Annotated in this window: 25 protein-coding genes; 12 read left to right on the top strand and 13 right to left on the bottom strand. The window is 40.8% G+C overall.

From position 1 onward, the window contains the following. The first annotated feature begins 100 nt into the window (after positions 1 to 100). Entirely contained in the window at positions 101 to 544 is a 444-nt protein-coding gene (locus FTU98_RS09450) for a hypothetical protein (protein WP_257220039.1), read from the top strand. Positions 545 to 614: 70 nt separating this feature from the next. On the opposite strand, the gene FTU98_RS09445 is transcribed toward FTU98_RS09450, so the two are convergent. The 7 genes from FTU98_RS09445 to rpiA all read right to left on the bottom strand — a co-directional run bounded on the left by FTU98_RS09445 (position 615) and on the right by rpiA (position 7,317). Next, positions 615 to 968: a YnfA family protein gene (locus FTU98_RS09445; protein ID WP_180038091.1), complete on the bottom strand. Its 354-nt coding sequence runs from the start codon at positions 966 to 968 to the stop codon at positions 615 to 617. A gap of 88 nt (positions 969 to 1,056) precedes the next feature. Continuing rightward, a complete protein-coding gene (gene clpA / locus FTU98_RS09440; protein ID WP_180038092.1) occupies positions 1,057 to 3,333 on the bottom strand; it encodes an ATP-dependent Clp protease ATP-binding subunit ClpA in 2,277 nt (758 codons plus the stop codon). A 9-nt stretch (positions 3,334 to 3,342) separates the two neighbouring features. Beyond that, entirely contained in the window at positions 3,343 to 3,759 is a 417-nt protein-coding gene (gene clpS / locus FTU98_RS09435; RefSeq protein ID WP_004973438.1) for an ATP-dependent Clp protease adapter ClpS, read from the bottom strand. 19 nt (positions 3,760 to 3,778) lie between these two features. Continuing rightward, positions 3,779 to 4,552, bottom strand: coding sequence for a DUF6776 family protein (locus tag FTU98_RS09430; protein WP_096901621.1), 774 nt, complete (start codon positions 4,550 to 4,552; stop codon positions 3,779 to 3,781). A gap of 79 nt (positions 4,553 to 4,631) precedes the next feature. After that, entirely contained in the window at positions 4,632 to 5,687 is a 1,056-nt protein-coding gene (gene argC, locus FTU98_RS09425; RefSeq protein WP_179990765.1) for an N-acetyl-gamma-glutamyl-phosphate reductase, read from the bottom strand. 187 nt (positions 5,688 to 5,874) lie between these two features. Then, a complete protein-coding gene (locus tag FTU98_RS09420; RefSeq protein WP_180051330.1) occupies positions 5,875 to 6,555 on the bottom strand; it encodes a M48 family metallopeptidase in 681 nt (226 codons plus the stop codon). Positions 6,556 to 6,645: 90 nt separating this feature from the next. Further along, positions 6,646 to 7,317, bottom strand: a complete 672-nt coding sequence (gene rpiA, locus FTU98_RS09415; RefSeq protein ID WP_180051328.1) for a ribose-5-phosphate isomerase RpiA — start codon at positions 7,315 to 7,317, stop codon at positions 6,646 to 6,648. Between the two features lie 106 nt (positions 7,318 to 7,423). Between rpiA and ilvA the strand changes: the two genes are divergently transcribed. The 3 genes from ilvA (at position 7,424) to FTU98_RS09400 (ending at position 11,087) form a co-directional block, all read left to right on the top strand. Beyond that, positions 7,424 to 8,962, top strand: a complete 1,539-nt coding sequence (gene ilvA / locus FTU98_RS09410) for a threonine ammonia-lyase, biosynthetic (protein WP_019837302.1) — start codon at positions 7,424 to 7,426, stop codon at positions 8,960 to 8,962. Between the two features lie 131 nt (positions 8,963 to 9,093). Next, entirely contained in the window at positions 9,094 to 9,750 is a 657-nt protein-coding gene (locus FTU98_RS09405) for a TrkA family potassium uptake protein (protein ID WP_004973425.1), read from the top strand. Continuing rightward, positions 9,747 to 11,087, top strand: a complete 1,341-nt coding sequence (locus FTU98_RS09400) for a TrkH family potassium uptake protein (RefSeq protein ID WP_179994411.1) — start codon at positions 9,747 to 9,749, stop codon at positions 11,085 to 11,087. The genes FTU98_RS09405 and FTU98_RS09400 overlap by 4 nt, the downstream gene beginning before the upstream one ends. Before the next feature lie 96 nt (positions 11,088 to 11,183). Here FTU98_RS09400 and FTU98_RS09395 read toward each other — a convergent pair whose 3' ends face one another. The 3 genes from FTU98_RS09395 to FTU98_RS09385 all read right to left on the bottom strand — a co-directional run bounded on the left by FTU98_RS09395 (position 11,184) and on the right by FTU98_RS09385 (position 15,907). After that, positions 11,184 to 12,332, bottom strand: coding sequence for a phospholipase A (locus tag FTU98_RS09395; RefSeq protein ID WP_179994410.1), 1,149 nt, complete (start codon positions 12,330 to 12,332; stop codon positions 11,184 to 11,186). Between the two features lie 34 nt (positions 12,333 to 12,366). Further along, entirely contained in the window at positions 12,367 to 15,306 is a 2,940-nt protein-coding gene (locus FTU98_RS09390) for an insulinase family protein (RefSeq protein ID WP_180051325.1), read from the bottom strand. A gap of 151 nt (positions 15,307 to 15,457) precedes the next feature. After that, positions 15,458 to 15,907 (bottom strand): GNAT family N-acetyltransferase, encoded by a 450-nt coding sequence (locus FTU98_RS09385; protein WP_180038098.1) that lies wholly within the window; start codon positions 15,905 to 15,907, stop codon positions 15,458 to 15,460. A gap of 139 nt (positions 15,908 to 16,046) precedes the next feature. Here FTU98_RS09385 and FTU98_RS09380 point away from each other — a divergent pair, with 139 nt between their 5' ends. The 8 genes from FTU98_RS09380 to FTU98_RS09345 all read left to right on the top strand — a co-directional run bounded on the left by FTU98_RS09380 (position 16,047) and on the right by FTU98_RS09345 (position 22,042). Then, a complete protein-coding gene (locus FTU98_RS09380) occupies positions 16,047 to 17,051 on the top strand; it encodes an adenosine kinase (RefSeq protein ID WP_004973415.1) in 1,005 nt (334 codons plus the stop codon). A 14-nt stretch (positions 17,052 to 17,065) separates the two neighbouring features. After that, a complete protein-coding gene (locus tag FTU98_RS09375; protein WP_180005707.1) occupies positions 17,066 to 17,377 on the top strand; it encodes a Rieske 2Fe-2S domain-containing protein in 312 nt (103 codons plus the stop codon). A 152-nt stretch (positions 17,378 to 17,529) separates the two neighbouring features. After that, positions 17,530 to 18,138 carry an OB-fold-containig protein gene (locus tag FTU98_RS09370; protein WP_167846036.1) on the top strand — a complete coding sequence of 203 codons (609 nt, stop codon included), beginning with the start codon at positions 17,530 to 17,532 and terminating at the stop codon, positions 18,136 to 18,138. Positions 18,139 to 18,692: 554 nt separating this feature from the next. After that, positions 18,693 to 18,884: a cytochrome oxidase putative small subunit CydP gene (gene cydP, locus FTU98_RS09365; RefSeq protein ID WP_070155611.1), complete on the top strand. Its 192-nt coding sequence runs from the start codon at positions 18,693 to 18,695 to the stop codon at positions 18,882 to 18,884. After that, positions 18,884 to 20,464, top strand: a complete 1,581-nt coding sequence (locus FTU98_RS09360; protein WP_096900849.1) for a cytochrome ubiquinol oxidase subunit I — start codon at positions 18,884 to 18,886, stop codon at positions 20,462 to 20,464. The genes cydP and FTU98_RS09360 overlap by 1 nt, the downstream gene beginning before the upstream one ends. 2 nt (positions 20,465 to 20,466) lie before the next feature. Beyond that, a complete protein-coding gene (gene cydB, locus FTU98_RS09355; RefSeq protein WP_004973405.1) occupies positions 20,467 to 21,612 on the top strand; it encodes a cytochrome d ubiquinol oxidase subunit II in 1,146 nt (381 codons plus the stop codon). 24 nt (positions 21,613 to 21,636) lie between these two features. Further along, positions 21,637 to 21,738, top strand: coding sequence for a cytochrome bd-I oxidase subunit CydX (gene cydX / locus FTU98_RS09350; protein WP_004860610.1), 102 nt, complete (start codon positions 21,637 to 21,639; stop codon positions 21,736 to 21,738). A gap of 4 nt (positions 21,739 to 21,742) precedes the next feature. Continuing rightward, positions 21,743 to 22,042, top strand: coding sequence for a cyd operon YbgE family protein (locus tag FTU98_RS09345; RefSeq protein WP_004973403.1), 300 nt, complete (start codon positions 21,743 to 21,745; stop codon positions 22,040 to 22,042). Between the two features lie 252 nt (positions 22,043 to 22,294). Here the strand turns inward: FTU98_RS09345 and aroC are convergent, their stop codons facing one another. The 3 genes from aroC to FTU98_RS09330 all read right to left on the bottom strand — a co-directional run bounded on the left by aroC (position 22,295) and on the right by FTU98_RS09330 (position 24,900). Then, on the bottom strand, positions 22,295 to 23,389 hold the full coding sequence (aroC, locus tag FTU98_RS09340) for a chorismate synthase (RefSeq protein WP_004973401.1): 1,095 nt from the start codon (positions 23,387 to 23,389) through the stop codon (positions 22,295 to 22,297). A gap of 13 nt (positions 23,390 to 23,402) precedes the next feature. Continuing rightward, positions 23,403 to 24,413 carry a 50S ribosomal protein L3 N(5)-glutamine methyltransferase gene (gene prmB, locus FTU98_RS09335; protein ID WP_004973398.1) on the bottom strand — a complete coding sequence of 337 codons (1,011 nt, stop codon included), beginning with the start codon at positions 24,411 to 24,413 and terminating at the stop codon, positions 23,403 to 23,405. A 106-nt stretch (positions 24,414 to 24,519) separates the two neighbouring features. After that, on the bottom strand, positions 24,520 to 24,900 hold the full coding sequence (locus FTU98_RS09330; protein WP_180051322.1) for a hypothetical protein: 381 nt from the start codon (positions 24,898 to 24,900) through the stop codon (positions 24,520 to 24,522). Between the last annotated feature and the right edge of the window lie 155 nt (positions 24,901 to 25,055).

Here is a 25,055-nt window from a genome sequence, read left to right as displayed (position 1 = left end):
AATCTGAAACGACGGTTGATTTTCTAAAATTTCAAAAAGAGCCTAGATGAATAATATGATGTATAAAACACTTGCGACAATAACTCTTTGTGCAGCTGCAATGCTTACTCATAGCACAGCCTATGCTAAACCTAGCGAATTAGACCAATATTTGGTTCAGCACGATATTTTAACGGCTGACTACAAAATTAAAAATGTAGCAGCTTTAAATGAAATTTTAGATGTAATCAGCGATGAAGATTCCCGCACTATGCCGTATCAAGTCGATCAAAATACCGTGATTGAACAAAGTACAACTACAGACAAGCAAATTAACATTCGCGGCATGATTATTTCACCCGATTTTACTCAGTTTGTAGAAAGCACGGGCTACAACAATGTTAAAAACATGATTAAACAAAACTTGATTCACAACTGCGATTCAATGTTTGAGCATCAATTTCAGCGTGTAAATCCGTATGTGTTGAATTTACAACTCAGTGCAGAGAAAACACAATTTAATGTGCAATTGTCGAATAGTGAATGTAAATTTAAAACAGATTAAATAAAAATTCTATTAAGCATCACATCCTCATTACAGGTTTAATAGGTTGAATACTCAAAACAGTTGAGAGTTAACGTATTAAACCTTGAGGTTGTAAAATAATAATCAATGCACCCAAAATGACCACCATCCCACCAAACATATCCCAACGGGTTAAATTAAACTGATCCACATACTTTAGCCAAATCAAAGCGGTGCAAATATAGATTCCGCCATACGCTGCATAAATTCGCCCCGATGCCGCAGGATGCAAAGTAAGCAACCACACAAAAGCCGCTAAAGCCAAAACTGTTGGCACCCAAAGCCACTGCGATTTTCCCTGATTCAAAATTAAATAAGGAAAATAACAACCTAATATTTCCATTAATGCTGTTATAAAAAACAAAAGTACGGTACTGGCAATTTTTGTGATCTGAACATCCATAAGCGACTTTACTTAAAAGTGGAATACATAAAAAAATAACCCATGTTGAACATGGGTTATTTTCATTCATGGTGATGCAATATAAAAGTTAAGCTGGTTCAGCAGTTTGATCTTCAAATACTTCAAGTTTCAAACCAACCGCTTTACCATTCTCTTTCTTCACAGAAACAGCGACATTACCGCCCTGTTCAGCCAATTCACCGAATAAAATCATTTCTGCTAATGGTTTCTTCAAGTGTTCCTGAATCAGGCGTTGCATTGGGCGTGCGCCCATCAAGCGATCATATCCATGCTCAGCCATCCATTCACGTGCATCTTGATCAACCTCAAGAATGACTTTTTTATCATCCAATTGAGCTTGTAATTCAGTTAAGAATTTATCTACTACATTTTCAATCACGGTAGCTGGTAGAGCCTTAAATTGAATCACACCATCTAAACGGTTACGGAATTCTGGCGAGAAGGCTTTTTTCATTGCTTCTTGGTTGTCATTACTGTTGTCTTGATCCATGAAACCAATGCTGACTCGTGAAATACTTTCTGCACCAATATTGGTGGTCAGTACTAAAATCACATTACGGAAATCTGACTTACGACCATTATTGTCGGTCAATGAGCCATGATCCATAATTTGCAGCAATAAGTTAAATACATCAGGATGTGCTTTTTCAATCTCATCTAGCAACAACACACAATGCGGGTTTTTATGAATCGCATCGGTAAGTAAGCCGCCCTGATCAAAACCTACATAACCCGGAGGCGCGCCAATTAAGCGTGAAACTGCATGACGCTCCATATATTCAGACATATCAAAGCGAACCAATTCCACACCCAACAGTTTTGCCAACTGCTTGGTAACTTCGGTTTTACCAACGCCTGTCGGGCCAGCAAATACAAAACTACCCACTGGTTTGTCTGGTGTTTTTAAACCAGCACGTGACAGTTTAATTGCTGATGCTAACGCTTCAATAGCTTCGTCTTGACCAAAGACCACACGTTTTAAATCACGCTCAAGATGTTCAAGTACAGTCTTGTCATCTTTCGATACGGTTTTAGGTGGAATACGTGCAATTTTAGAGACGATATCTTCAATGTTTTCTACTGTGATTAAAGTATCATCTTGCTCAGCTCTTAAACGGCGCTGCGCACCTGCTTCATCAATCACATCAATGGCTTTGTCTGGCAAGAAACGGTCATTGATAAATTTGGCCGATAACTCTACCGCAGACACCAATGCTTTATCATCATATTTAACATGGTGAAATTCTTCAAATTTCGATTTTAAACCACGTAAAATATCAATCGTTTCTGAAATTGAAGGCTCATTCACATCAATTTTTTGGAAACGGCGTGAAAGTGCATGGTCTTTTTCAAATACCTGACGATATTCTTGGAATGTCGTCGAGCCAATGCAACGCAAAGTACCATTTGCCAACGCAGGTTTAATTAAATTTGATGCATCCATAGTGCTGCCCATGCTTGAGCCTGCACCAATAATCATGTGGATTTCGTCAATAAATAAAATGGCATCAGGTTTCTTTTTCAAGGCATTTAACAGTTGTTTTAAACGCTTTTCAAAGTCACCACGGTATTTTGTACCCGCTACCAACGCACCGATATCCAAACTATATACTTCGGCATTTTCGAGTGGTTTTGGCGCTTTACCATTCACAATCAGCCACGCCAGACCTTCGGCAATAGAGGTTTTACCCACGCCTGGATCACCCACCAACAATGGGTTGTTCTTACGACGACGGCATAGAATTTGTGCAGCACGCTCAATTTCTTTTTCACGCCCAATTAACGGATCGGTTTTACCCTTTTGCGCTTCAGTATTCAAATTTAGCGTGTAAAGCTCTAACGGGCCAGCATTGGCAGAGCTTGAACTTTCGCTATCTAATTCTTCAACCTCTTCTTCCGCTTGCGTTTCGTCTTTACGTGTACCGTGCGATAAGTATTGCGTTAAGGTCAAACGGTTAATTTGATGACGCTTGAGTAGATACACGGCAAATGAATCACGTTCAGAGTACATTGCCACTAAAATATCTGCGCCTTCAACCGTACGGTCACCACCACTAGATTGCACATGGAAAATACCACGCTGCAAAATGCGGTCAAAACTTTCGGTCGGGTGCGGTGCCTGATCGTTATTTTCAGCAAGTTTAGGGGTATGTTGTTCTACATATTCTTCGAGTTCTTTACGCAGCACAATAACATCTGCACCACACGCCTTGAGTGCATTGACTGCCGAATCATTGTCTAATAAAGCCAATAATAAATGTTCAACCGTTAGAAACTCGTGTCTCTTTTGACGAGCCATGCTAACAGCCAAACGTAGTGATACTTCTAATTGACGACTGAGCATGTAACCCCCTTAATCTTTAGGCTCAATCTGACAAAGTAATGGATGACCTTGTGATCGAGCGTAATTATTGACTTGGTTCGCTTTCGTTTCCGCAATATCCCGCGGATAGACCCCTGCGACACCTTTTCCTTCATAGTGTACAGTTAGCATTACTTGAGTCGCTTGGTCAAGATTCATTGCAAAGTATTGTTGTAAAATTTCAATTACAAAGTCCATTGGGGTGTAATCATCGTTCATTAAAACGACAACATATAAAGGTGGGCGTTTTAATTGTGGCGGCGCAGTTTGTACCGCAATATCACCATCATCTTCATGTCCTGCATCATCCACACTTAAACGCGGGGTTAAATGCCAATCGACATAGCCAGATTGATGAAAAGTGGTTTTAATTTCATTTAAACAGATGGATCTTTTTTGGGTTCGCATAAGTTTTACATATCACACATTATTGAGCGCTAGCTTCTGCTTGTGGAATTTCAGAAATAAAGGCAGAATCTGCCTCCACGGCTTTGCCTTTGCTCCAACTGAAGCGTTTAATCACAGGAGTTGCGCCATTTAAACGGACTTCAATAAAGTCTGGATTAAAGCCTTTAGGCATGCTCCAGCGCCCTGTTAAACGCTCATAATTATCAAAATTAAAATTGCTGTCTTCCATCGGAACAACCAGCACTTCTGTGCCTTGAATTAAACGCAGTTCTACCGTACCACTTGCACGTCGCTTGTTTGGACTCACTTGTACCAAATCGACCTGATATTCATAAGCATTGTCTGGTAATGGTTTCACCCCAAGATTTTGCACGGTCAGGCTTAAACCACCACGTTGACGCAAAACTTCACGATAAATCGCACTCATGCCTTCAGTACGTTGCTTATCTTCAGTTGCTTGAGTGAAAGCTTGATACAAATCATTGGAGTTACTGACCGCAACATCGCGTTCTTGAACCGCAGCATTTAAGCTCTTATTCAGACTTTCCAACCGCGTTTTTTGTTCTTGCACCACTTCAACCAGTTGTTCTGCATCAGCATCGTAACCAACCACAGTTAAGCCCTGACGATGCCCGACTGAATAGCCCAAAAAACCACTGCCTAAAATTAAAATGGCAGCGCCAATTGCTAAAGGCGCATTGCTTTCAAGAAATGGCTTTTTTTCTGGCGGTGTAGATGAGGGTGTCATGCTTGAATTTGACTGTGACGTGGTTTCTGTATCGGTGTTATGCATCGTCATCTCTTGTTTTGATTCATTCAAAACACACATTTAAATCGAAATCTAAATGTGTGTGAAGTTGAAAAACGTGTTCTTATGGTAATAAACCAATCACCTCAAGTCCTGCATGTTCTGCAAAACCAAACATGAGGTTCATATTTTGTACTGCTTGCCCTGCTGCACCTTTCACCAAGTTATCTTGCGCAACCAAAAGTACTAATTTTTTCGGTTGTGGTTTATACAATGCAATACGCAACTGGTTAGCGCCACGTACCGAGCGCGTTTCTGGTGAACTATTGGCAGGCATGACATCTACAAACTGTTCATTGGCATAAAACTGCTCATACAGACTTTGTAAATCTGCTGCATTACCTGCCTCAGTTAAATCTACATAAATGGTGCTGAGCATACCGCGAATCATAGGTACTAAATGCGGTACAAACACAATGTGATTAAACACATCTTTTTGACCCGAAATATTTTCCAATGCTTCTACAATTTCTGGATGATGACGATGCCCCGCAACGCCATAAGCCTTAAAGTTGTCGGCATTTTCAGAGTAAATCATGCCCAAACTGGCTTTACGCCCTGCACCAGATACACCCGATTTTGCATCAATAATAATACTTTCAGGTTTCACTAAAGCTTCAGCTTGTTTAAATAATGGCGCTAAACCAAGTTGCACTGTGGTTGGATAACACCCTGGGTTACCAATCACCTGTGCTTGTTTAATTTGTTCCCGGTTGAGTTCAGACAAGCCATAAACTGAATCTTTTAAAATGTCTGGGCAAGCATGTTGCATGCCATACCATTTTTCAAACTGTGCTAAATCTTGCAAACGGAAGTCTGCTGCTAAATCGACCACTTTGGTGTTGGCTGCAACAAGCTCCGCAGCATGTTGCATTGCAACGCCGTGCGGTGTAGCAAAGAACACCACATCACACTGTTTTAATTCTTCGATGTTTAAATCTGAGTAGCACAGGTCTGTGTGTCCACGCAGGCTTGGGAACATATCATCTACACGGCGACCCGCTTCTGTACGTGAAGTCAGTACATTTACTTTCACATTTGGGTGTCGTAGCAAAAGACGCAATAATTCAACGCCTGTATAACCTGTACCACCGACAATACCAACTGAAATCACGTGCATTACCTCAATTCAAAAGCATGTTTAAGCTAACGCTATAGTATGACAGGAAGTTTTGGTTTTCTGAACTGTTTTACTAGGGTTTTGGGGCTTTTCTTTATTCTGTTGATTTTATAAAAGATGATTTGGATTGTAGTCAATACGTGCAACACCTTTGCATTGTAGTCTTATCATGTGGGTGTTGGCTTTTTTATTGATACCACCACCAAGGCAAAGACGTTGTTTTTAACTGTTTGCGATGCTGCAAATAGTGCGCATCATGCCGTTGTACTTCAACCCAAAATGCAGGACTATGATCAAAATGTCGTGTATGCGCCAACTCATGCACAGCAACATATCGCACAATTTGTTCAGGAAACAACACCAAGGCGCTATTGAGCATAATATGCTGTTGCGTACTGCAACTGCCCCAACGGGTTTTCGGTTGACGAATTGCGCACTGTTTAAATGGCAAAGCAATTTCATGACTGACTGTTTGCAAATATATCGGCAACATTTGCTTGGCATAAGCAATAACAAAGGCTTTTAAATATGCCGCAGGTTGGCGGTCACTAACCCATAGGCAATGCTGTTTTAAATCTAAAATAAAACTGTGTTTTTGTGTTTGATAATGAATATTTAAAGGCTTAGCCAAATTAAAAAGTGATAACTGATTTGGCAATTCACGCCGAACAAGTCCTTGCTGCGCCTGCTGTTTATGCCAAGTTTCAATCATCCACTGTTCAGATTGCTGCAAAAAATCCTGAATTTGTCGCTGAGTGCAATATTTCGGCACAGTTAAGCGAATTTGATTCGGCTCGACACGTAACCGTAAACGTGTTGCTTTTGCATGTGGTGTAATTTGAATTTCAGGTAAGTCGGATAATGTCATTGTTGTTCTTTTATTAAATCCTCCCCGACCCTCCTTTAATAAAGGAGGGAGAAAAGCCCCCTATTAAAAACAAGGGGCTTGGGAGACGAATTAAACCACAGTACGTTCTTCAATGCCGTTATTGGTCGCTACAATTGCAATATCAGCTTTATTGATGGCAAAAATACCATTGGTCACAACACCCGGAATATCATTCAAGGTTTTTTCTAATTCCAACGCATTTAAAATATTTAAATTATAAATATCTAAAATCACGTTACCGTTATCAGTCACCACACCTTCACGGTAAGCAGGATCGCCACCTAAAGCCACAATTTTGCGTGCTACCGCAGAACGAGCCATTGGAATCACCTCAATTGGCAATGGAAACTCACGTCCTAATTGCTCTACCCATTTTGAATCATCGACAATACAGATAAACTTACGTGCAATAGAAGCCACAATTTTTTCACGGGTCAACGCTGCGCCGCCGCCTTTAATCATGTGCATGTGACGGTCAATTTCATCTGCACCATCAACATAAGCATCTAAACTGCCCACAGAGTTCATATCGACCACTTCAATACCAAGTTTCTTTAAGCGCTCCGCAGTCGCTTCAGAACTTGCCACAGCTGCTTCTAATTGTAATTCAGGCAATAAATCAATCAGGAAATTCACTGTACTGCCTGTACCTACCCCCAAAATCCCGCCTTTAGGCAAATGTTTTAATGCTGCTTTGGCAGCCGCTTGCTTCTTTTCATCTTGGGTAGCATACAGACTCATGACTTCACTCAACTATTTTTGACATTTGTTGCCGATTTTACAGCGCAAATGTGCAGGGGTTTGTTACAATAACCCCCTATTTTAAACTGTTAGATGGAAGATTAACATGCTGTCTCGTTTGGTTCGACAAATTTTACAAGCAACGGTCTACGATGTTGCAATCGAAACCCCACTCGACGCAGCGCCACGAATTAGTGAAAAACTGAACAATAACATTCGCTTTAAACGTGAAGACTTACAACCTGTATTCTCTTTTAAATTGCGTGGTGCGTATAACCGTATTAGCCAATTACCCAAAGACCAACTTGAACGTGGTGTAATTACTGCCTCTGCAGGCAACCATGCGCAAGGTGTAGCATTGTCTGGGCAAAAACTGGGTATTCGCGCCATTATCGTTATGCCTAAAACCACGCCAGATATTAAAGTACAAGCGGTAAAACGCTTGGGTGGCGAAGTGGTATTACATGGTGACTCATTTGATGTTGCCAACAAATATGCAATTCAACGTGCCCAAGATGAAGGCATGACTTTTATTCCACCGTATGACGATGAATTGGTCATGGCAGGTCAAGGTACGATTGCCAATGAAATTTTGCGTCAATGGCGCGATGTCGAATATGTTTTCGTTGCTGTTGGTGGTGGCGGTTTAATTGCAGGTGTTGCAGCCTACTTGGGCGATGTCGCACCGCATGTCAAAGTCATTCCTGTAGAATATGATGAATCGGCTTGCTTAAAAGCGGCTTTTGAAGCCAATGAACGGGTTATTTTGCCGCAAGTGGGTTTATTTGCCGATGGTACTGCTGTCGCACAAATTGGTGAGAAACCGTTTGAAGTTTTACAACTACAAAAATCAGATCAATCAGGCCCAATTGTTGAGCGCGATGTCGTTTTGGTGAATACCGATGAAATCTGTGCGGCAATTAAAGACACCTTTGATGAAAACCGCAGCATTGTAGAACCTTCAGGTGCAATGGCTTTGGCAGGCATCAAAAAATATGTCGAGCAACACCAATTGCAAAATAAAAATATTGTGTCAATTGTCTGTGGCGCAAACATGAACTTTGACCGTTTACGCTATATTGCGGAACGTACTGAACTCGGTGAACATAAAGAAGCAATTTTTGCCGTGACCATTCCAGAAGAAAAAGGTGCGTTCCTTAACTTCTGCCGTGCGCTGCAAGGTCGTAATATCACCGAGTTTAACTACCGCGCCAGCGATGCTACTGCTGCACAAGTCTTTGTCGGCATCAGCTTAAAATCTGGTGAAAAAGAACGCCACGATATTTATGAGTTACTCAAAACCCAGTACGATGTTGATGATTTGTCGGATGATGAAGTAGCAAAACTACACATTCGTTATTTGGTCGGTGGTCATGCCGATATTGAAAATGAACGTCTATTCCGTGTGGAATTTCCAGAGCGTCCGGGTGCATTACTGACTTTCTTGGAGCGCTTAGGCCCAACCCATAACATCACCCTGTTCCATTACCGTAACCACGGTGCAGCGGAAGGTCGTGTATTGGTCGGTTTAGAAGCTTCGGATGCCAAACAGAACCCAGATGGTTTAATTGAAACTTTGGAAAAGATCACTTATCCATACCAAGAAATTACTAACAACTTGGGTTATCAGCGTTTCTTAAAATAAACGATCATACACGTCAATAAGTGCAAAAAACCGCTGCAATCAGCGGTTTTTTTAGTCATATTGATACAGTGTTGAGTCACAAAGTATTCTAAAATATTAAGAGAATAATATAATTTTTTCAGGATGATGCTATGGCACAATTTGCTGTCATTGGTTTAGGTAGCTTTGGTGCAACTGTGGCGACACAATTGGTCAAACTCAACCATGATGTCATTGGGATTGATAGCAATAAAAAGTTTGTAGAAAACATTGCCGATCAAATTACCCATGCGGTGATTGCCGATGCAACCGATGAACACGTTTTGGAAGAACTGAATATTCAAAATTGCGATGCCGTGGTGGTCGCCATTGGTGAAGATATTGAAGCCAGTATTTTGTGTGTCTTAAATTTAAAGAATTTGGGTATTTCTAAAATTTACGTTAAAGCCAAAAGTAAAGCGCACACCATGATTTTGACCCATTTGGGCGTAAGTAAAATTATTCACCCTGAAGAAGATATGGGCGTTCGCATCGCGCAATCGCTGAGTTATCCGATGGTGAGTCGTTATATGAGCCTAAACGACAACCACTATATTGTAAAAGTAAAAATTAAAGACAACTTGCATGGCACGCGCATTCATAGTCTGATGTCACATGCACCCGAGGTTAAACTTTTACTGTTTAAACGTGCCGAAACGATTTTCTATACGCTTGAATCCAATTTAATGCTACAAACAGATGATATTTTGGTGGTTGAAGGACAACTTGAACCATTAAAACGCTTATCTAAACAATTTAAGTCAGAATGAAAAAAACAGCGAAACAACCAATCAAAACTGTCAATTTAAGCCCACCCAGTCTTTTGGCACTGGGCTTTTTAAGCTTTATTAGCATTGGCACAATCTTGCTGAAACTGCCCATTTCCCATCATGGCGAGATGAGTTGGATTAATGCCTTATTTACTGCTACATCTGCAGTGACGATCACTGGATTGTCTGTAGTGAATATTGGCGATGCTTATACCGTATTTGGGCAAATGGTCATTATGTTGTTGTTACAATGTGGTGGCTTAGGTTTTATGACTTTTGCGATTTTAGCGGTTTTAAGTTTGTCATCCAAAATTGGTTTAAAACAACAAATCATGGCGCAAGACACCATTGGGCAAACCAACCTGTCTAAAGTGTCGATGACCATTAAAAGCGTGTTGCTCTACTCATTGTTTTTTGAAGGGATTGGCACGGTTATTTTAACCTTGGCATGGATGCAGGATTATCCATTTAGCGATGCATTTTTCTATGCGGCTTTCTATAGTGTTTCAGCCTTTAACAATGGTGGATTTTCATTATTTCCCAATAGCTTAATGAGTTTTGCAGATCAATACCTGATTACCTTAACTATTAGTATGCTGTATATCATTGGCGGTATTGGTTTTGTAGTACTCATGGATATTAAACGTGCCAAACGCTGGAAAAAACTCTCACCCAATAGCAAGCTGATTTTATCGACCATTGCTGGTTTAAACTTTGTGGCCTTTCTGCTGATTTGGGCGATTGAAGCCAATAATCCACATACCCTTGCAGCCATGAGTATTGGCGATCAAGCCCTCAATGCTTGGTTCCATGCTACCGTGCCACGTTCATCTGGCTTCAACAGTCTAGATATGGCCAGCATGCAAAATGCCAGCACCCTACTCACCATGTTACTGATGTTTATTGGTGGCGGTTCGCTCAGTACCGCAGGCGGTATTAAAGTTGGCACATTTATTATTGTCATTTTAAGTGTGATCAGTTTTTTAAGACGTTCAGATGAGGTGCGTGTGTTTAATCATGCTGTACCTGAACGTACCACCTTTAAAGCTTTGGCGGTGATCAGCATCACAGGTATGTTAATTTGCCTCGGTTTGTTTAGCTTACTTGCCCTTGAACCGAAACTGAATTTTTTAGACCTGTTGTTTGAGGCTGTATCTGCAGCGTGCACGGTGGGTTTATCCCGTGGTGTTACAGGTGAATTACAACCTGCCAGCTTAATTATTTTAATGTTGTTGATGTTTGCAGGTCGTTTAGGGCCGCTGACTTTGGCTTATTTAATCGCCACACCACAAAAAAGCCGACTTAAACATCCAACCGCAGATATTCAAGTTGGATAAAAGCTGGATACGATCCGACTTCAAAAACAAACGCCAATCTTCAAGATTGGCGTTTTATATTCAGCGAGCAATAATGAGAAATCAATCTTAATCTACTTAAAACCAATTCATTAAAGACACACCCAAACCAACATAGGTGGCGCGGTGGTTATAATCAATCAGGCTTTCACCATAACCATCAAACAATTGGAAATGACCGCGTAATTTTCCACTGATTGGGAAAACCCAGTCAAACTGTGCTGCACCGTGCGCGTCATCACCGCCTTTTAAGCTATGACGAAGCATCAAAGAAAAGTCATGCTCTTTCCAGCGATAAAATGCCAACATATCGCCACGCCCGATATAATTTTTAATTTCAGGGTTATTGTCATCGCTGCGGTCTTCTTCAATGCGATACCACGGACGTAACATCAAGGCAAAATTGTCTTTTTCAAAACCTAAATTAAAAATCACCCGATTCCAACTGCGTGATAATGGATCAGAACGACCATTGGATTGATGGTTCAACGTCACACCCAATAAACGACCATGCAGCCCCATAAGTGTATAGTTGGTGCGGAACATCAAACTGGCTTCAGGCTCATAATTGGTTTCACGAAATGGACGTGACTCATCACCATTATAAACCTGCCAACGTGATGACTGGGTATAACCTAGCCACACATCACCGTTATCACCCAACAGATTTTCTACCGCTTTGGTTTTTAAAGACAGCTGAAATTTGGTTTCCATTGAGGTCAGGTTTTGCTCCTTACCCACGGGAACGGTATTTTGCTCATTCAAGCTTTGTGGACGTTCATTTTTATCGGACGTCCAAAAAGTAGGCATCAAATACACAGGTTGATAAGCACGTAAATTCCATGTGCCTAATTTGCTATCGGGTGAAAGCTCCCAGCGCTTATCCAGTAAAGATACATTCGGATCAAGCTTTGGTACATCAAAAGAAAATAAATTACTCACACCCACTGCAATTTTTTCTGTCACCGTTTCGGGTTCAGGCGCTAGTGCCTGAGCAGCTTGACGTTCGCTAATCAGCGCTGTTTTTTCTGCTTCAGGAATTTTAAACAGAGCATCGTAACACACCAAACGATCAGCATTTGACTCTAAAGCCACACAGGCTTCAGGTGTTGCAGGTGCAACTAAGCTAGCTGGGTCTTGTGCATAGGTTTTCGCCACAAACACAGTGCTGAGTGCGGCAACACTCAGCGACAGTCCTGTGCGTTCAAACAGTTTGAACGCGCTCATAAATCCCCCTAAGTTTTCGTTGTTATTTCACGTATCAGTTCACTTGTTTAATTTCAAAACCAAGTTCGAGCAATGCTTCACGTTTTGACACAGGTGCGACTACGGCTTTAGATGCTTGCTGCTGACGCAAATATTGCTCCGCAACACGTTTTAAATCGTCTAAAGTCACCGCCAATAAACGCTCACGTAATACTGTGCGGAATGAGGGTGTACGCGCGTGCAATAATGCATAACATGCAGTAATCGCTTCACCTGCAGGCGAACCTGGTTTATCCATACTAGCAATTAAACCTAAAATCGCTTCTTCTAGTTGATGCGGCAATTGCTCTGCATTAAATAACCAATCAATACTCGCTTCAAAGTCTGCGAAAGTTTCTGCCAAGCGTGGATCACGATAACTGTAAAAACGGAATGAACATGCATTGCCATCGTAGCTTGCACCGCCACCGTAAGCACCGCCTTTTTCACGGATTGCGCTGTGTAAGAAACCATTGCGCAAATATGCAGCCAATACCATCAAAGGTGCAGCATCAGGATGCGACACTTCCACCGCAGGATACGCAGCCGCACAGAATTGCACATTGGCTTGAATCAACCATGCCTGATCTTGCGTTGAATGATCTACAGGAACTTGAGTTAAAGCAGCAGGATTTTCTGCAACAATAAGTTTATCCCAAACTTCTTGAACTTCTTCGACCAAACGATCGGATTGATGTTCTTCACATACTAACAAAAATTGCTTAGATGCTTGCAGTAATTTATGGTGAATCAATTGCAACTCAGCAATCAATTTCTCGTATTCCGCTGCATCTTTTTCAATTTTAGCAACCAAGTCTGCCAACCAATTTAATGCGCCCAAACCTGTGTTGTTGTAATCACGCTGTGCCAAAGCACTGTGATGACGTCCTGCAATTTGCATGGCATAACTGTGCCCCGAACCCGACAAACGTGACTGCCAACGGGTTTTTCGTTGTTGTAACAGCTCAATAATGCGGTCTTTTTCATCAAAACGTAATTGCTCAAATGCTAATTTCAGCAAGCGGATGGCTTCAAGATTATTCACCAAAGACTTAGTGGTTAATGTGAGCCATGCACTGATCTGATTTTTGTCATCGACTTTAGAACGTAAAGATGCACCCATGCCCAAACCACCGCTAACTGCGGTTTGTAGCTGTTGCAATTCTAAATAGCCGTATTCACCTGCACCCACTTCGCCCATTAAAATGGACAGCAAATTAAAGTATGGCGATTGTACAATTTCATCTGGAATTTGAATCAACACTTGCTGATAGTAAATTCCATTGGTTCCTGCATGATATAAATTTAAAGGATAATCAATGCGGTTACTGATAATTTCACGCAACTCACCCTGCACAATATGCAAGGCTGCAGGCACATCTTCCAAACCAACTTTTGGCAATAAGTTCAAATCATCGGGCGTATCTTGACGGACTTTTAAAGCTTCCGTTTGCGCGACGATTTCTGCTTTTTGCTCATCTGTGAGTTGTGCGCCTATCTCAGCCAGACGTGCTTTTTCAAGTGCAGCATCTTTGGCCGATTTTTCTGCATCTGGAACCAAAGTCATTTGAACACGGTGCGGGTTATCAATTAAATGCGTCTGAATTAGCCGTGATAACCACATTGGATCTTTAAGTTCTTCTTTGACTTGCTCAATCGCAGTATCTACATCCCACACCTGAATTGGGTCATTGTGGTGAATTGCACTGCTTAAACCATTTAAAATCAAGCTCAATCCGTATGGCATACCATCGCCATTAATTTCACGCTGATGCAATTCAATTTGATGCAAAATTGCATCGACCAATGCCGTATCCACAGGCTGTGCAGCCACGTCTTGTAAAACTTTTAAAACGCCCGCCTGAAATTCTGCTGCATGTTCAGGGTTAGAACCTTGCACACCACAGAAGAAGGTCATTTCAAAGTTGGAATCATCCACGCCCGTCAATGGCCCTGTAGATTGTGCATGCGCCCAAGTTTCCAAATAATGACGCAGTGGTGATGCAGAATTTTCAAGTAAAACACCTTCAACCAAACGCATACCTAAGCGTAATTTAATATCGCTTGCTTCAGGCAATAACCACGCCAAAACATGATAAGTTTTATCTTTCAGTTCTTCTGCATCGACTGCATAACTTTCAGTCACTGCCACTGGCGCAGCTAAACGACGCTCAGGCTTCGAATACAACGTTTCGCCCTGTTCAAATTTCGCCAAAGCCAACTGTTCAAACTGTTCTTGTAAATCGTATGCAGGCGTATTGCCAAAAGTCATAAATACCGCATTACTTGGGTGATAATGTGACTTATAAAAATCTACCAATTCTTGATAGGTTAAATCTGGAATATCTTTCGGGTCGCCACCTGAATTGTAGTGGTATGTTGTTTCAGGGAATAAATGATAAGCCAATTGGTGATAAAGCTGATCGGATGGCGAACTCATCGCACCTTTCATTTCATTAAATACCACGCCTTTATAAACAGGCTCACCATTTTCCAACTCAATACGAATACCTTCCTGAGCAAAATCGAGAGGATTTAAATTGGCTGCAAAAGCCGCATCCATATATACCGAAAGTAAGTTTTGAAAATCTTTTTTGTTTTGTGTCGCAAATGGATACGCCGTCCAGTCTGCAGCGGTAAATGCGTTCATAAAGGTGTTTAATGAACGACGAATCATTAAAAAGAACGGGTCACGTACAGGAAATTTTTCTGAACCACATAGCGCAGTATGCTCTAAAATATGCGCCTCGCCTTTGGAATCCATTGGTTGGGTGCGAAATGCGACTAAAAATACATTTTCATCATGATCTGTCGCCAAATGATAATGCACCGCACCTGTAACTTTATGTTTATATTCAGACACTAAAATGTCTAAGGCTTCAACATGGTGTTGACGTACCAACTGAAACGCAGGATGTACAGTCTGGGAAATGGTTTCAGTGACATCTACAGTCATGTGATCTCCTAAAAATAAGCAAATAAAAAACTAAAGCCATTATAGCTTTAGTTCTTTAGATAATTCACGTTGAAAACCCGACTAAATTGATTGAAATTTGCAAAGTATCAACAAAATGCTGCCTACACTGCTGCTTGTAGCATGAGCAAAACTAGATCAGGTATTTAAAATAACTATAGTTTGGATGATTTTCGACATACACATAATTCTGTTTTTGATAAAAATGCGCTGCCGATTTGGTATCAGTGTTTAAACACAACGCCGAAAAATTAGCACGTGCTTTTTTCTCTAAATGTTGCAAGAGCTGTTTACCTACGCCATGTTTACGATAATTTGGCAAAACATAAAAACGACGTACACGTCCAATACGACTTTCAATATCTTGCTCATTCCATTGCTGGTTTAAGCCACCACATGCAACCAATTGATCACCATCGTAAACAAACAATAAAAACTCACCAGGCTGACTAAAGCGGTTTTTACCACTTTCCCATTCTTCAATTAAACGATGGACAAAATCAAAGCCTTCTTGAGCAGCATGTTTGGCCAAAGTCTGAATTTGCGTTGGTAACTCTTGTGCTTCTTTAATTTCGATGTTCATCTAACCTTCCTGATAACTCTGCTAAACCCCTATTTTTCATCAATAACATTCATTCAGCTGAATTTTATTCATGAAACTACAGCAATCCTGAGCATTGGTGTAAACTTAGCGTTTTTAATTTTGACTGTGATTTAAAGACATGGCAACTGTTGACCTTTTTGCAATTGGTAATGCATTAATTGACCAAGAATTTCAAGTCTCGGATGACTTTCTCATTCAACATAGCTTGCAAAAAGGTACTATGCAATTAACCGATGGTGAAACACAAGCAAATTTATACAACAACTTAATTAAAACACAAAGACATAAAGGCCAAGCTTCGGGTGGTTCTGCCGCAAATACCACCGTTGCATTTAGTGCTTTAGGTGGTCAAGCCTTCTATGCCTGCCGTGTTGGTAACGATGAATTGGGTGATATTTACCTCAAAGGCTTAAATGAAGCAGGTATTCACACCACAACCAAATCGGTCAGTGAAGGCGTTACAGGGACTTGTATGGTACTTGTGAGTGATGACTCTGAACGTACCATGCACACTTACTTGGGCATTACCGCAGAACTTTCTGCTACACAAATTGATTTTGAGCCACTTAAAACAGCAAAATGGCTTTATATCGAAGGTTATTTATCTACTAGTGATACTGCACGTGCTGCGGTAAAACAAGCGCGTGAAATTGCCAAAGCCAATCAGGTTAAAATTGCACTGACTTTATCTGATCCTGCCATGGTGCAATATGCGCGTGAAGGTTTGGATGAGTTACTAGATGATGGTGTGGATTTGATCTTCTGTAACCAGCAAGAAGCCATGATGTACACAGGAACGGAAACGGCTGAAGCGGCATTAGAACAACTAAAACAAAAAAGCAAATACATTGTCATTACATTGAGCGCACAAGGTGCCCTAATTTATGATGGCAACAACGCTTTTTCTGTACCAGGTCGTCAAGTCACTGCTGTTGATGCCAACGGTGCGGGTGATGCCTTTGCAGGTTCATTCCTGTATGCACTCAATGCAGGCTTAGGTTTCCAAACTGCAGCTCAACTTGCCATTCTGATTTCAAGTGAAGTGGTTTCTCAATTCGGCCCTCGTCTTGCGGTAGAAGATTACGCTAAACTTTTGCATAGCATTCAAAAGGAATCTGCATAATGAATAAAATTTGTATGATGGAAGACATTCCTGAGCGTGAAGCACGTGCCTACGAAACGCAAAATGGTGACACAATTTTTATCACCCAACGTGATGGCATGTATTACGCTTACCAAAACGTCTGCCCACACCTACAAGTGGAATTAGAATTTTTAGAAAACCAGTTCTTAGACCGTGACCAAGAATATATCGAATGCTCAACGCATGGTGCTTTATTTTTAGTTGAAACAGGTGAATGTATTTCTGGCCCATGTTTAGGTCAATCACTTGAGAAAGTTGAGATCAGCGTTCATTCAGATGGTGGGATTTACTTGATCAACGACTAACTTTTTTGCAACTTTCAGAAAGAAGCGAAAAGTTCCAAATCTTAGCTCTATACAAAACCAGATCATTTATCTATGCTCTCTAAGCAGAGTTAGATCAATGATCTGCATCTAATAACATCACCTATAAATATTTCAACACGTGAGTTTAGCGCATGCATGAGTTTTTATCTGATTTGAACTTAATGCCCTTTCATCTCAGCCTAGTTGTTTTATTGCTACTCAGCACTGTCGAAACGATTGGTTATTACTTTAATTTTCGCCCAAGTCAGTTGCTCAAGCGTGCATTTTCACAACGGATTACAGAATCACCACTTTTAGATGTTAAATTTTCTAAGGTACTGATTTTTATTTTTTTACTGATGAATTTCAGTGTTGCAGGATATTTTTTACAGTTTTTAATTTACTCACAACAACAACATTTCGTTCCCGCTTATTACATTATAATTCCAGCGTTTATTATTGCCATCTTTTTTACAGTCTTTATGATTCACTGTCTAGACCAAGTGATTAAGCCCAAATATAGCATACGCCAAGTCGATTTACTCGGACGCTTAGCCACAATTTCCAGTGGCAATGCCCGTCCTGGTTTTTCTGCACAAGCACGTGTGCGTGATGAGTTTGGACAACTGCATTATGTGCAGGTTGAACCTGAATTTGGTGAACTTGAATTTCAAGCTCAAATTATTATTGTGCGCAAAAAAAGATCACACTATCTAGCTAAAAAAATTTCAGCATCAAATAACTTGTTTAGCAATCAATAAGTCATTTTTTAAGATTTAAAACCAATCTTGCTGACCTAAGAAAGTTAAAATTTTTCACTCAAACTCAACACAATCTGTTTGTTTATAAACGATACATTTCATGTGATCTGAACAATATTTAAACAAACTTATTATGAAAAAATGCTATTTACGTTAGACTAAGCCAAAGACAAAGTACCACTACATTGTAGGGAAATAAAAAAAATGTGCGGAATCGTCATTAAACTTTAACAAATGAATGAGAATAATTATTAGCTGATAATATCTCTAATTTATTGTGGTTTTTAGATTGATTTTTATTCATAGCAATTTAGTCAGATTTGCTTTTTTAAAATATAAGTATTTTAGTCAGATTTGGAATTATTAATTACAAGTGTTCCTGTCAAGTTTAAAAAATACTAATTTCTCCCATTTATTCTCTGCAACACCTAAAAACAAACTATTGATTTATAATAAGTTAACAATATATTTGCATTTTAACTGTGCCAGCTATTTTTTTTTGTATGTTTTTGTTTAATAATATAAAACACAGTTTAAAAAATAGGCTTATAAAAGTGAGCTTAGTTCCTAAAGATTTAAATAGAAAAGTAGTTCGTGAACTCACGATCATTTTAATAATTAAGGTCGTGCTGTTAATGGTCATCAAAAATATTTGGTTTGATGCCCCAACTATTCCTCAAAATTTTGATTCACAAGTTGCTGAGCGTATTGCTGGCAGTCCTTCCTCAATCAAGGAGACACGTTGATGATTTCTGAAAGCGTGGTCGATCTCTCGCGGTTCCAATTCGCAATGACCGCGATGTATCACTTTATTTTTGTTCCACTGACTTTAGGTCTGGCTTTTATTCTTGCCATTATGGAAACCACGTATGTGATTTCTGGTAAAGAAATTTATAAAGACATGACCAAATTCTGGGGAAAACTCTTCGGTATTAACTTTGCCTTAGGGGTAACCACTGGTTTAACCATGGAGTTCCAGTTTGGTACAAACTGGGCGTATTACTCACACTACGTGGGTGATATCTTTGGTGCACCACTCGCAATTGAAGGTTTAATGGCCTTCTTCTTAGAATCGACCTTCATTGGTTTATTCTTCTTTGGATGGGATCGCCTCTCCAAAGTGCAGCACTTATGTGTAACGTGGCTGGTTGCGCTTGGTTCTAATATGTCCGCTCTCTGGATTTTAGTTGCCAACGGCTGGATGCAGAACCCAGTGGGTTCTACCTTTAACTACGAAACCATGCGTATGGAATTGGTTGACTTCGGGGCGTTAATTTTTAACCCTGTTGCGCAAGTTAAATTCGTACACACTGTTTCTGCAGGTTATGTAACGGGTGCTATTTTCGTTTTAGCGATTTCAAGTTATTACTTATTGAAAAAGCAAGACTTGCCATTTGCGCGTCGTTCATTCGCTATTGCAGCAATTTTCGGTTTAGCTTCTACTTTATCTGTAATTCTACTTGGTGATGAATCAGGTTATGAATTAGGTGATGTTCAAAAAACCAAACTCGCAGCAATTGAAGCAGAATGGGATACTCACCCTGCTCCTGCAGCGTTCACTTTATTTGGTATTCCAAACGAAGAAACGCAAACGACAGATTACGCAGTTAAAATTCCTTATGTCATGGGGATTATTGCAACGCGTTCTATCACCGAAGAAGTGACTGGTATTAAAGACCTGATCGCAAACCACGAAGTTCGTATTCGTAACGGTATGGTTGCTTATCAACAACTTGAGCAATTACGTGCGGGCGACCAATCTCCTGAACTTAAAGCTGCATTTGAGCAAACTCAAACCGATTTGGGTTATGGTTTATTGTTGAAAAAATACACGCCAAACGTAGTAGATGCGACTGACGAACAAATTAAAATGGCTGCTGCGGATACTATTCCACACGTACCAAGTTTGTTCTGGGCATTCCGTGCCATGGTAGCTTCTGGTTTCTTAATGCTGTTGTTATTCGCACTTGCAACTTTTGCAGTGGCTAAACGCAACGCAGAAAGCAAACCTTGGTTATTAAAATTTGCGTTATTCTCATTACCATTACCTTGGATTGCAGCGCAAACAGGTTGGTATGTAGCAGAAGTTGGTCGTCAACCATGGACAATTGGTGAAGTACTTCCAACACACTTGTCTGCATCTTCACTCAGCACTGGCGACGTATGGGGCTCAATCATTGCATTGGCAGCGTTCTATACCGTTTTGCTGATTATTGAAATGTACTTGATGATCAAATTCTCACGTCTAGGCCCAAGCTCGCTTCATACTGGTAAATACCACTTCGAGAAAATTGAAGCTGCGAAAAAAGCCAATGAGGAGGCTTAAGCATGATCGAATATGAATTACTCAAAATCATTTGGTGGGTGTTAGTGGGTGTATTACTCATTGGCTTTGCCCTCACCGATGGCTTCGACATGGGCTCAATGGCGATCATGCCATTTGTAGGTAAAAATGACGAAGAACGCCGTGCTGCAATCAACACGATTGCACCGCACTGGGATGGTAACCAGGTTTGGTTCATTACAGCGGGTGGCGCGTTATTTGCTGCTTGGCCAATGGTATATGCAACAGCATTCTCAGGCATGTATTGGGCACTACTCTTAGTTCTGTTTGCCCTATTCCTGCGCCCAGTTGGTTTTGACTACCGCTCAAAACTTGAAAACACCAAATGGCGTACATCTTGGGACTGGGGTTTGGCTGTAGGTGGTGCAGTTCCTGCATTAGTGTTCGGTGTTGCGTTTGGTAATATGTTCCTTGGCGTACCATTTACCCTAGACGAAACTGTACGTTCAACATATACAGGCAGCTTCTTTGCATTATTAAACCCATTCGCTTTAGTGTGTGGTTTAGTCAGCTTGTCTATGCTTTGCGCGCATGGTGGTGCATGGTTAATGCTGCGTACCGATGGTGACTTACGTGCACGCTCTGCAAAAGCAACGCAAATCATGGGCATTGTGTTCCTTGTGTGTTTCTTGGGTGCAGGCGCATGGCTATACTTCGGTGGTATCGAAGGTTATACCCTAGTCACTCCATACGACACGAACGGCGTAGCAAACCCATTGGCTAAAGAAGTTTTAACTAATGCAAACCCAGGTTGGATGAACAACTACTCAGCGTACCCTATTACCATGATTGCACCAATTATGGGCATCTTGGGTGGTATTTTGATTATTCTTGCAGCAGGTAAAAACAAAGCTGGTTTAAGTTTCACAGGTTCATCTTTAGCGGTGATCGGTGCGATTTTAACTGCAGGTTTTGCATTGTTCCCATTCTTAATGCCATCAAGCCTCAACCCAGTTGCAAGCTTGACCATGTGGGATGCGGTATCAAGTAAAAACACATTAACTGTAATGACTGTTGCAGCATGTATCTTCGTACCAATTATTTTGCTATACACCACTTGGTGTTACTACAAAATGTGGGGCGTTATCACCAACAAGCACATTAAAGAGAATTCACACAGCCTTTACTAAGGCTGTGTCTAAGGAGAATAAATTATGTGGTACTTTGCATGGATTCTCGGTATTCTGATGGCATGCTTTGCAGGTGTCTTGAGTGCCCTGTATATTGAATCTCATCAAGACCTTGACGAGGAATAATTAGATGACAGACACTGCAGTGAACGCTGAAACAACAGTTCAAAAACCGAACAAGATTGCGATGGTTATTTCATGTTTATTGGCATTCCCACTCGCAGCTGTACTGCTTCTTCATCCAGCAGCAATGCTGGATGCCAACGGTGAATATAGCCACCGTGCCATGATGTTTATTATGATTGGTATTTCAGGTGGCTTTGTACACGGTGTTGGTTTTATTCCACGCTTTTGGTTTTGGAAATGGTTATTTAGCCCATTTGTGGCTTGGCCATTGATGATTTGGGGTTATTACACTTGGTTTCTTTAATGAGGTGTAAATAAATTCCTTGAAAAGAGCGCAATATGCGCTCTTTTTTATTGGCTTAATATTTAGGAGCCGCAGATCATTCCTCTGCATCTTCACCATATAAAACAGCGTATAAAATTTTGAAACTTACAATCTAAAAGAAGAACTAAGCTCAAAACTCAGGCAGAAAAAAGCCAAACACTACGGTTTGGCTTTTTTCACAACATATTTTCGCACTTGGCAATGATTATGCACCTTGCTTAAAGCATATTGTTATTTCGGCTCAATGGGTGCAAACGGTGCAACCACATCGGCATTCTGCGCACGATGACGCATGAAATGATCCATCAATACAATCGCAAGCATAGCTTCTGCAATTGGCGTTGCACGCACACCTACGCAAGGATCATGGCGTCCTTTGGTCAGTACGTCTGTATCTTCACGGTTTAAATTAATGGTTTTACCAGGTGTAGTAATACTGGCTGTTGGTTTTAAAGCAATCGCAACACGAATATCTTGACCACTAGAAATACCGCCTAAAATACCGCCTGCATGGTTCGCCAAAAAGCCGTCAGTGGTCAGTTCGTCACGGGTTTCATGCCCAAACTGCGCTGCCACTGCAAAACCATCTCCAATTTCAACGCCTTTCACAGCATTGATAGACATCATGGCATGGGCAATATCGGCATCTAAACGATCAAAAACAGGTTCCCCCCAACCCACAGGAACTTTTTCAGCCACAATTTCCAGTTTTGCACCACAGCTTGTACCCTGTTCACGCAAAGACGTTACCAAAGCTTCAAAACGTGGTACAGCATCGGCATCGCCACAGAAAAATGGATTGTTTGGTACTTCGTTCCAATCTAGCTTTTCAGCTTTTTCTGTACCAATTTGAGTGACGTGACCACGAATCACAATTCCAAATTTTTCGAACAGGTATTTTTTTGCAATTGCACCTGCTGCAACGCGCATTGCTGTTTCACGTGCGCTTGAACGTCCACCACCACGATAATCGCGGAAACCATACTTTTGCGTATAGGTATAATCTGCATGCCCAGGGCGGAAAGTCTGTGCAATATTACCGTAGTCTTTCGATTTTTGGTCAGTATTACGAATCAGTAAACCAATTGAAGTTCCAGTGGTTTTACCTTCAAAAACACCTGAAATAATTTCAACTTCATCGGGTTCTTTACGCTGTGTCGCAAACTTAGACGTACCCGGTTTACGGCGATCCAAATCTTTTTGTAAATCTTCTGCAGACAGTTCAATCCCCGGTGGCACGCCATCGACAATCGCCATCAGACCTACGCCATGAGATTCACCACAAGTCGTTACACGGAAAAGTTGCCCTATACTATTACCTGCCACGTCCAACGACTCCTTATGCTTGAACAGATTGAATAAATAAATCGCGATATTGACGGCATTGTGCTGCAGTCAATGCAAAAATACCTGAACCACCTTTTTGGAATTTTAACCAGTGCAAATCAACCGTGTTGAAATTCTGTTTCATCGCCCATTCAGAATTACCTACTTCAATCACAATCAGACCATCTTCAGTTAAGTAATCTGCCGCCTGCGCCAACATTTTACGGACTAAATCTAAGCCGTCTTGCCCTGCTGCCAATGCCAATTCTGGCTCATGATGGAATTCTTCAGGTAAATCTGCCATATCTTCCGCATCAACATACGGCGGGTTAGATACGATTAAATCATACTGATTTTCGGCTGGGATTTTGGCGAATAAATCAGACTCAAGCAACGCCACTTGGTATTGTTTGTTGTGATGTTCACAGTTAATTTGTGCGACTTCCAAAGCATCTTTTGAAATGTCAGTTGCATCGACTTCAGCATCTGGAAAAGCATAAGCCAAAGCAATCGCAATACAACCTGAACCCGTGCACATATCCAAAATACGTTGTGGGGTTTTAGGCGCAGCATTGGCTGGTAAATTGTTATCTGCTTCGCGCATTTGACCTTCTTCATCTAGGCAATATGGCGCAAAACGATTTTCAATTAGCTCGGCAATAGGTGAACGTGGAATTAGAACACGCTCATCGACATAAAATGGTTTTCCGAAGAAATACGCCAAGTTTAATAAGTAAGAAGTTGGTACTTTTTCATTGATACGACGTTCGAGCAAGCTTAAAAATTCAGCTGCTTCGCTCGGCAATAATTTTGCATCTAAAATTTCAGCGTCTGCATTCCAGTCTAAAGACAAAGTTTGTAACACCAATGCAGAACTTTCTGCAAAATAATCTTCTGTACCTTGACCTAAATGTGCATCGTATTGACGTAGTGCTGTAACCCCAAAGCGAATAAAATCACGAATGGTTGATAGGTTTTCAGCAGCTTCCTGCAAATGTTCAGGGCTAATTGTCGGTCGATCCACTTAAGGCGCTCCAAGGTCAAATTTTAAAACGCCTTATGATACCTTGTTTTGCTCGGTTTTATAATGTTTAAGCAGTTTCCAAGTAATTTATTTGCTATGGTTTTACTTATTTGATTCCCACAAACTGACCTTGATAATAATCAGCGCGCTCTGCTGTTTGCAGCAAAACACATTGTGCACGTTGTAATGCGGCAAAATCCCTTTGAGTCGATAAATAACAGCGTTGTTTTACACGGTTTTCCCAAAGTTGATGCTGTTGTTGAATATTACTGGCATTGCCTGCGCTGCGTTTTACATAGGCTTTATAGTGTTTTTTGAGTCGTTTGGTTTGTGCTTTTTGCTCAGTTTTAATACATTTTTGCGATTGGGAAATTTTGCCATAACTATTGTTCATACATTGCGTATAGCCTTGTGAAACGCCATTCGCCCAAACTTGAGCTGTACCCAAAGTCAGCATCCCCAATAGTGTAAATATCCAAACTTTCATATTTTCCCCTGAGCGCAGTCTGTTTTTAAAGCGCGGTAAATTTTCAATATTTTATAATTTTACAAAACCCAAATTGCTGCATTGATGCTACAAGATTCAGGTTAAAAAGCATATAGTCAATCCCCTGCTTTTTATGATTCAGTCTATGATAAATG

It is taken from the genome of Acinetobacter sp. YH12211 (assembly GCF_013418015.1).
GTDB classification, from domain to species: Bacteria; Pseudomonadota; Gammaproteobacteria; order Pseudomonadales; family Moraxellaceae; genus Acinetobacter; species Acinetobacter towneri.
This window is presented reverse-complemented; position numbering and strand designations above follow the sequence as displayed.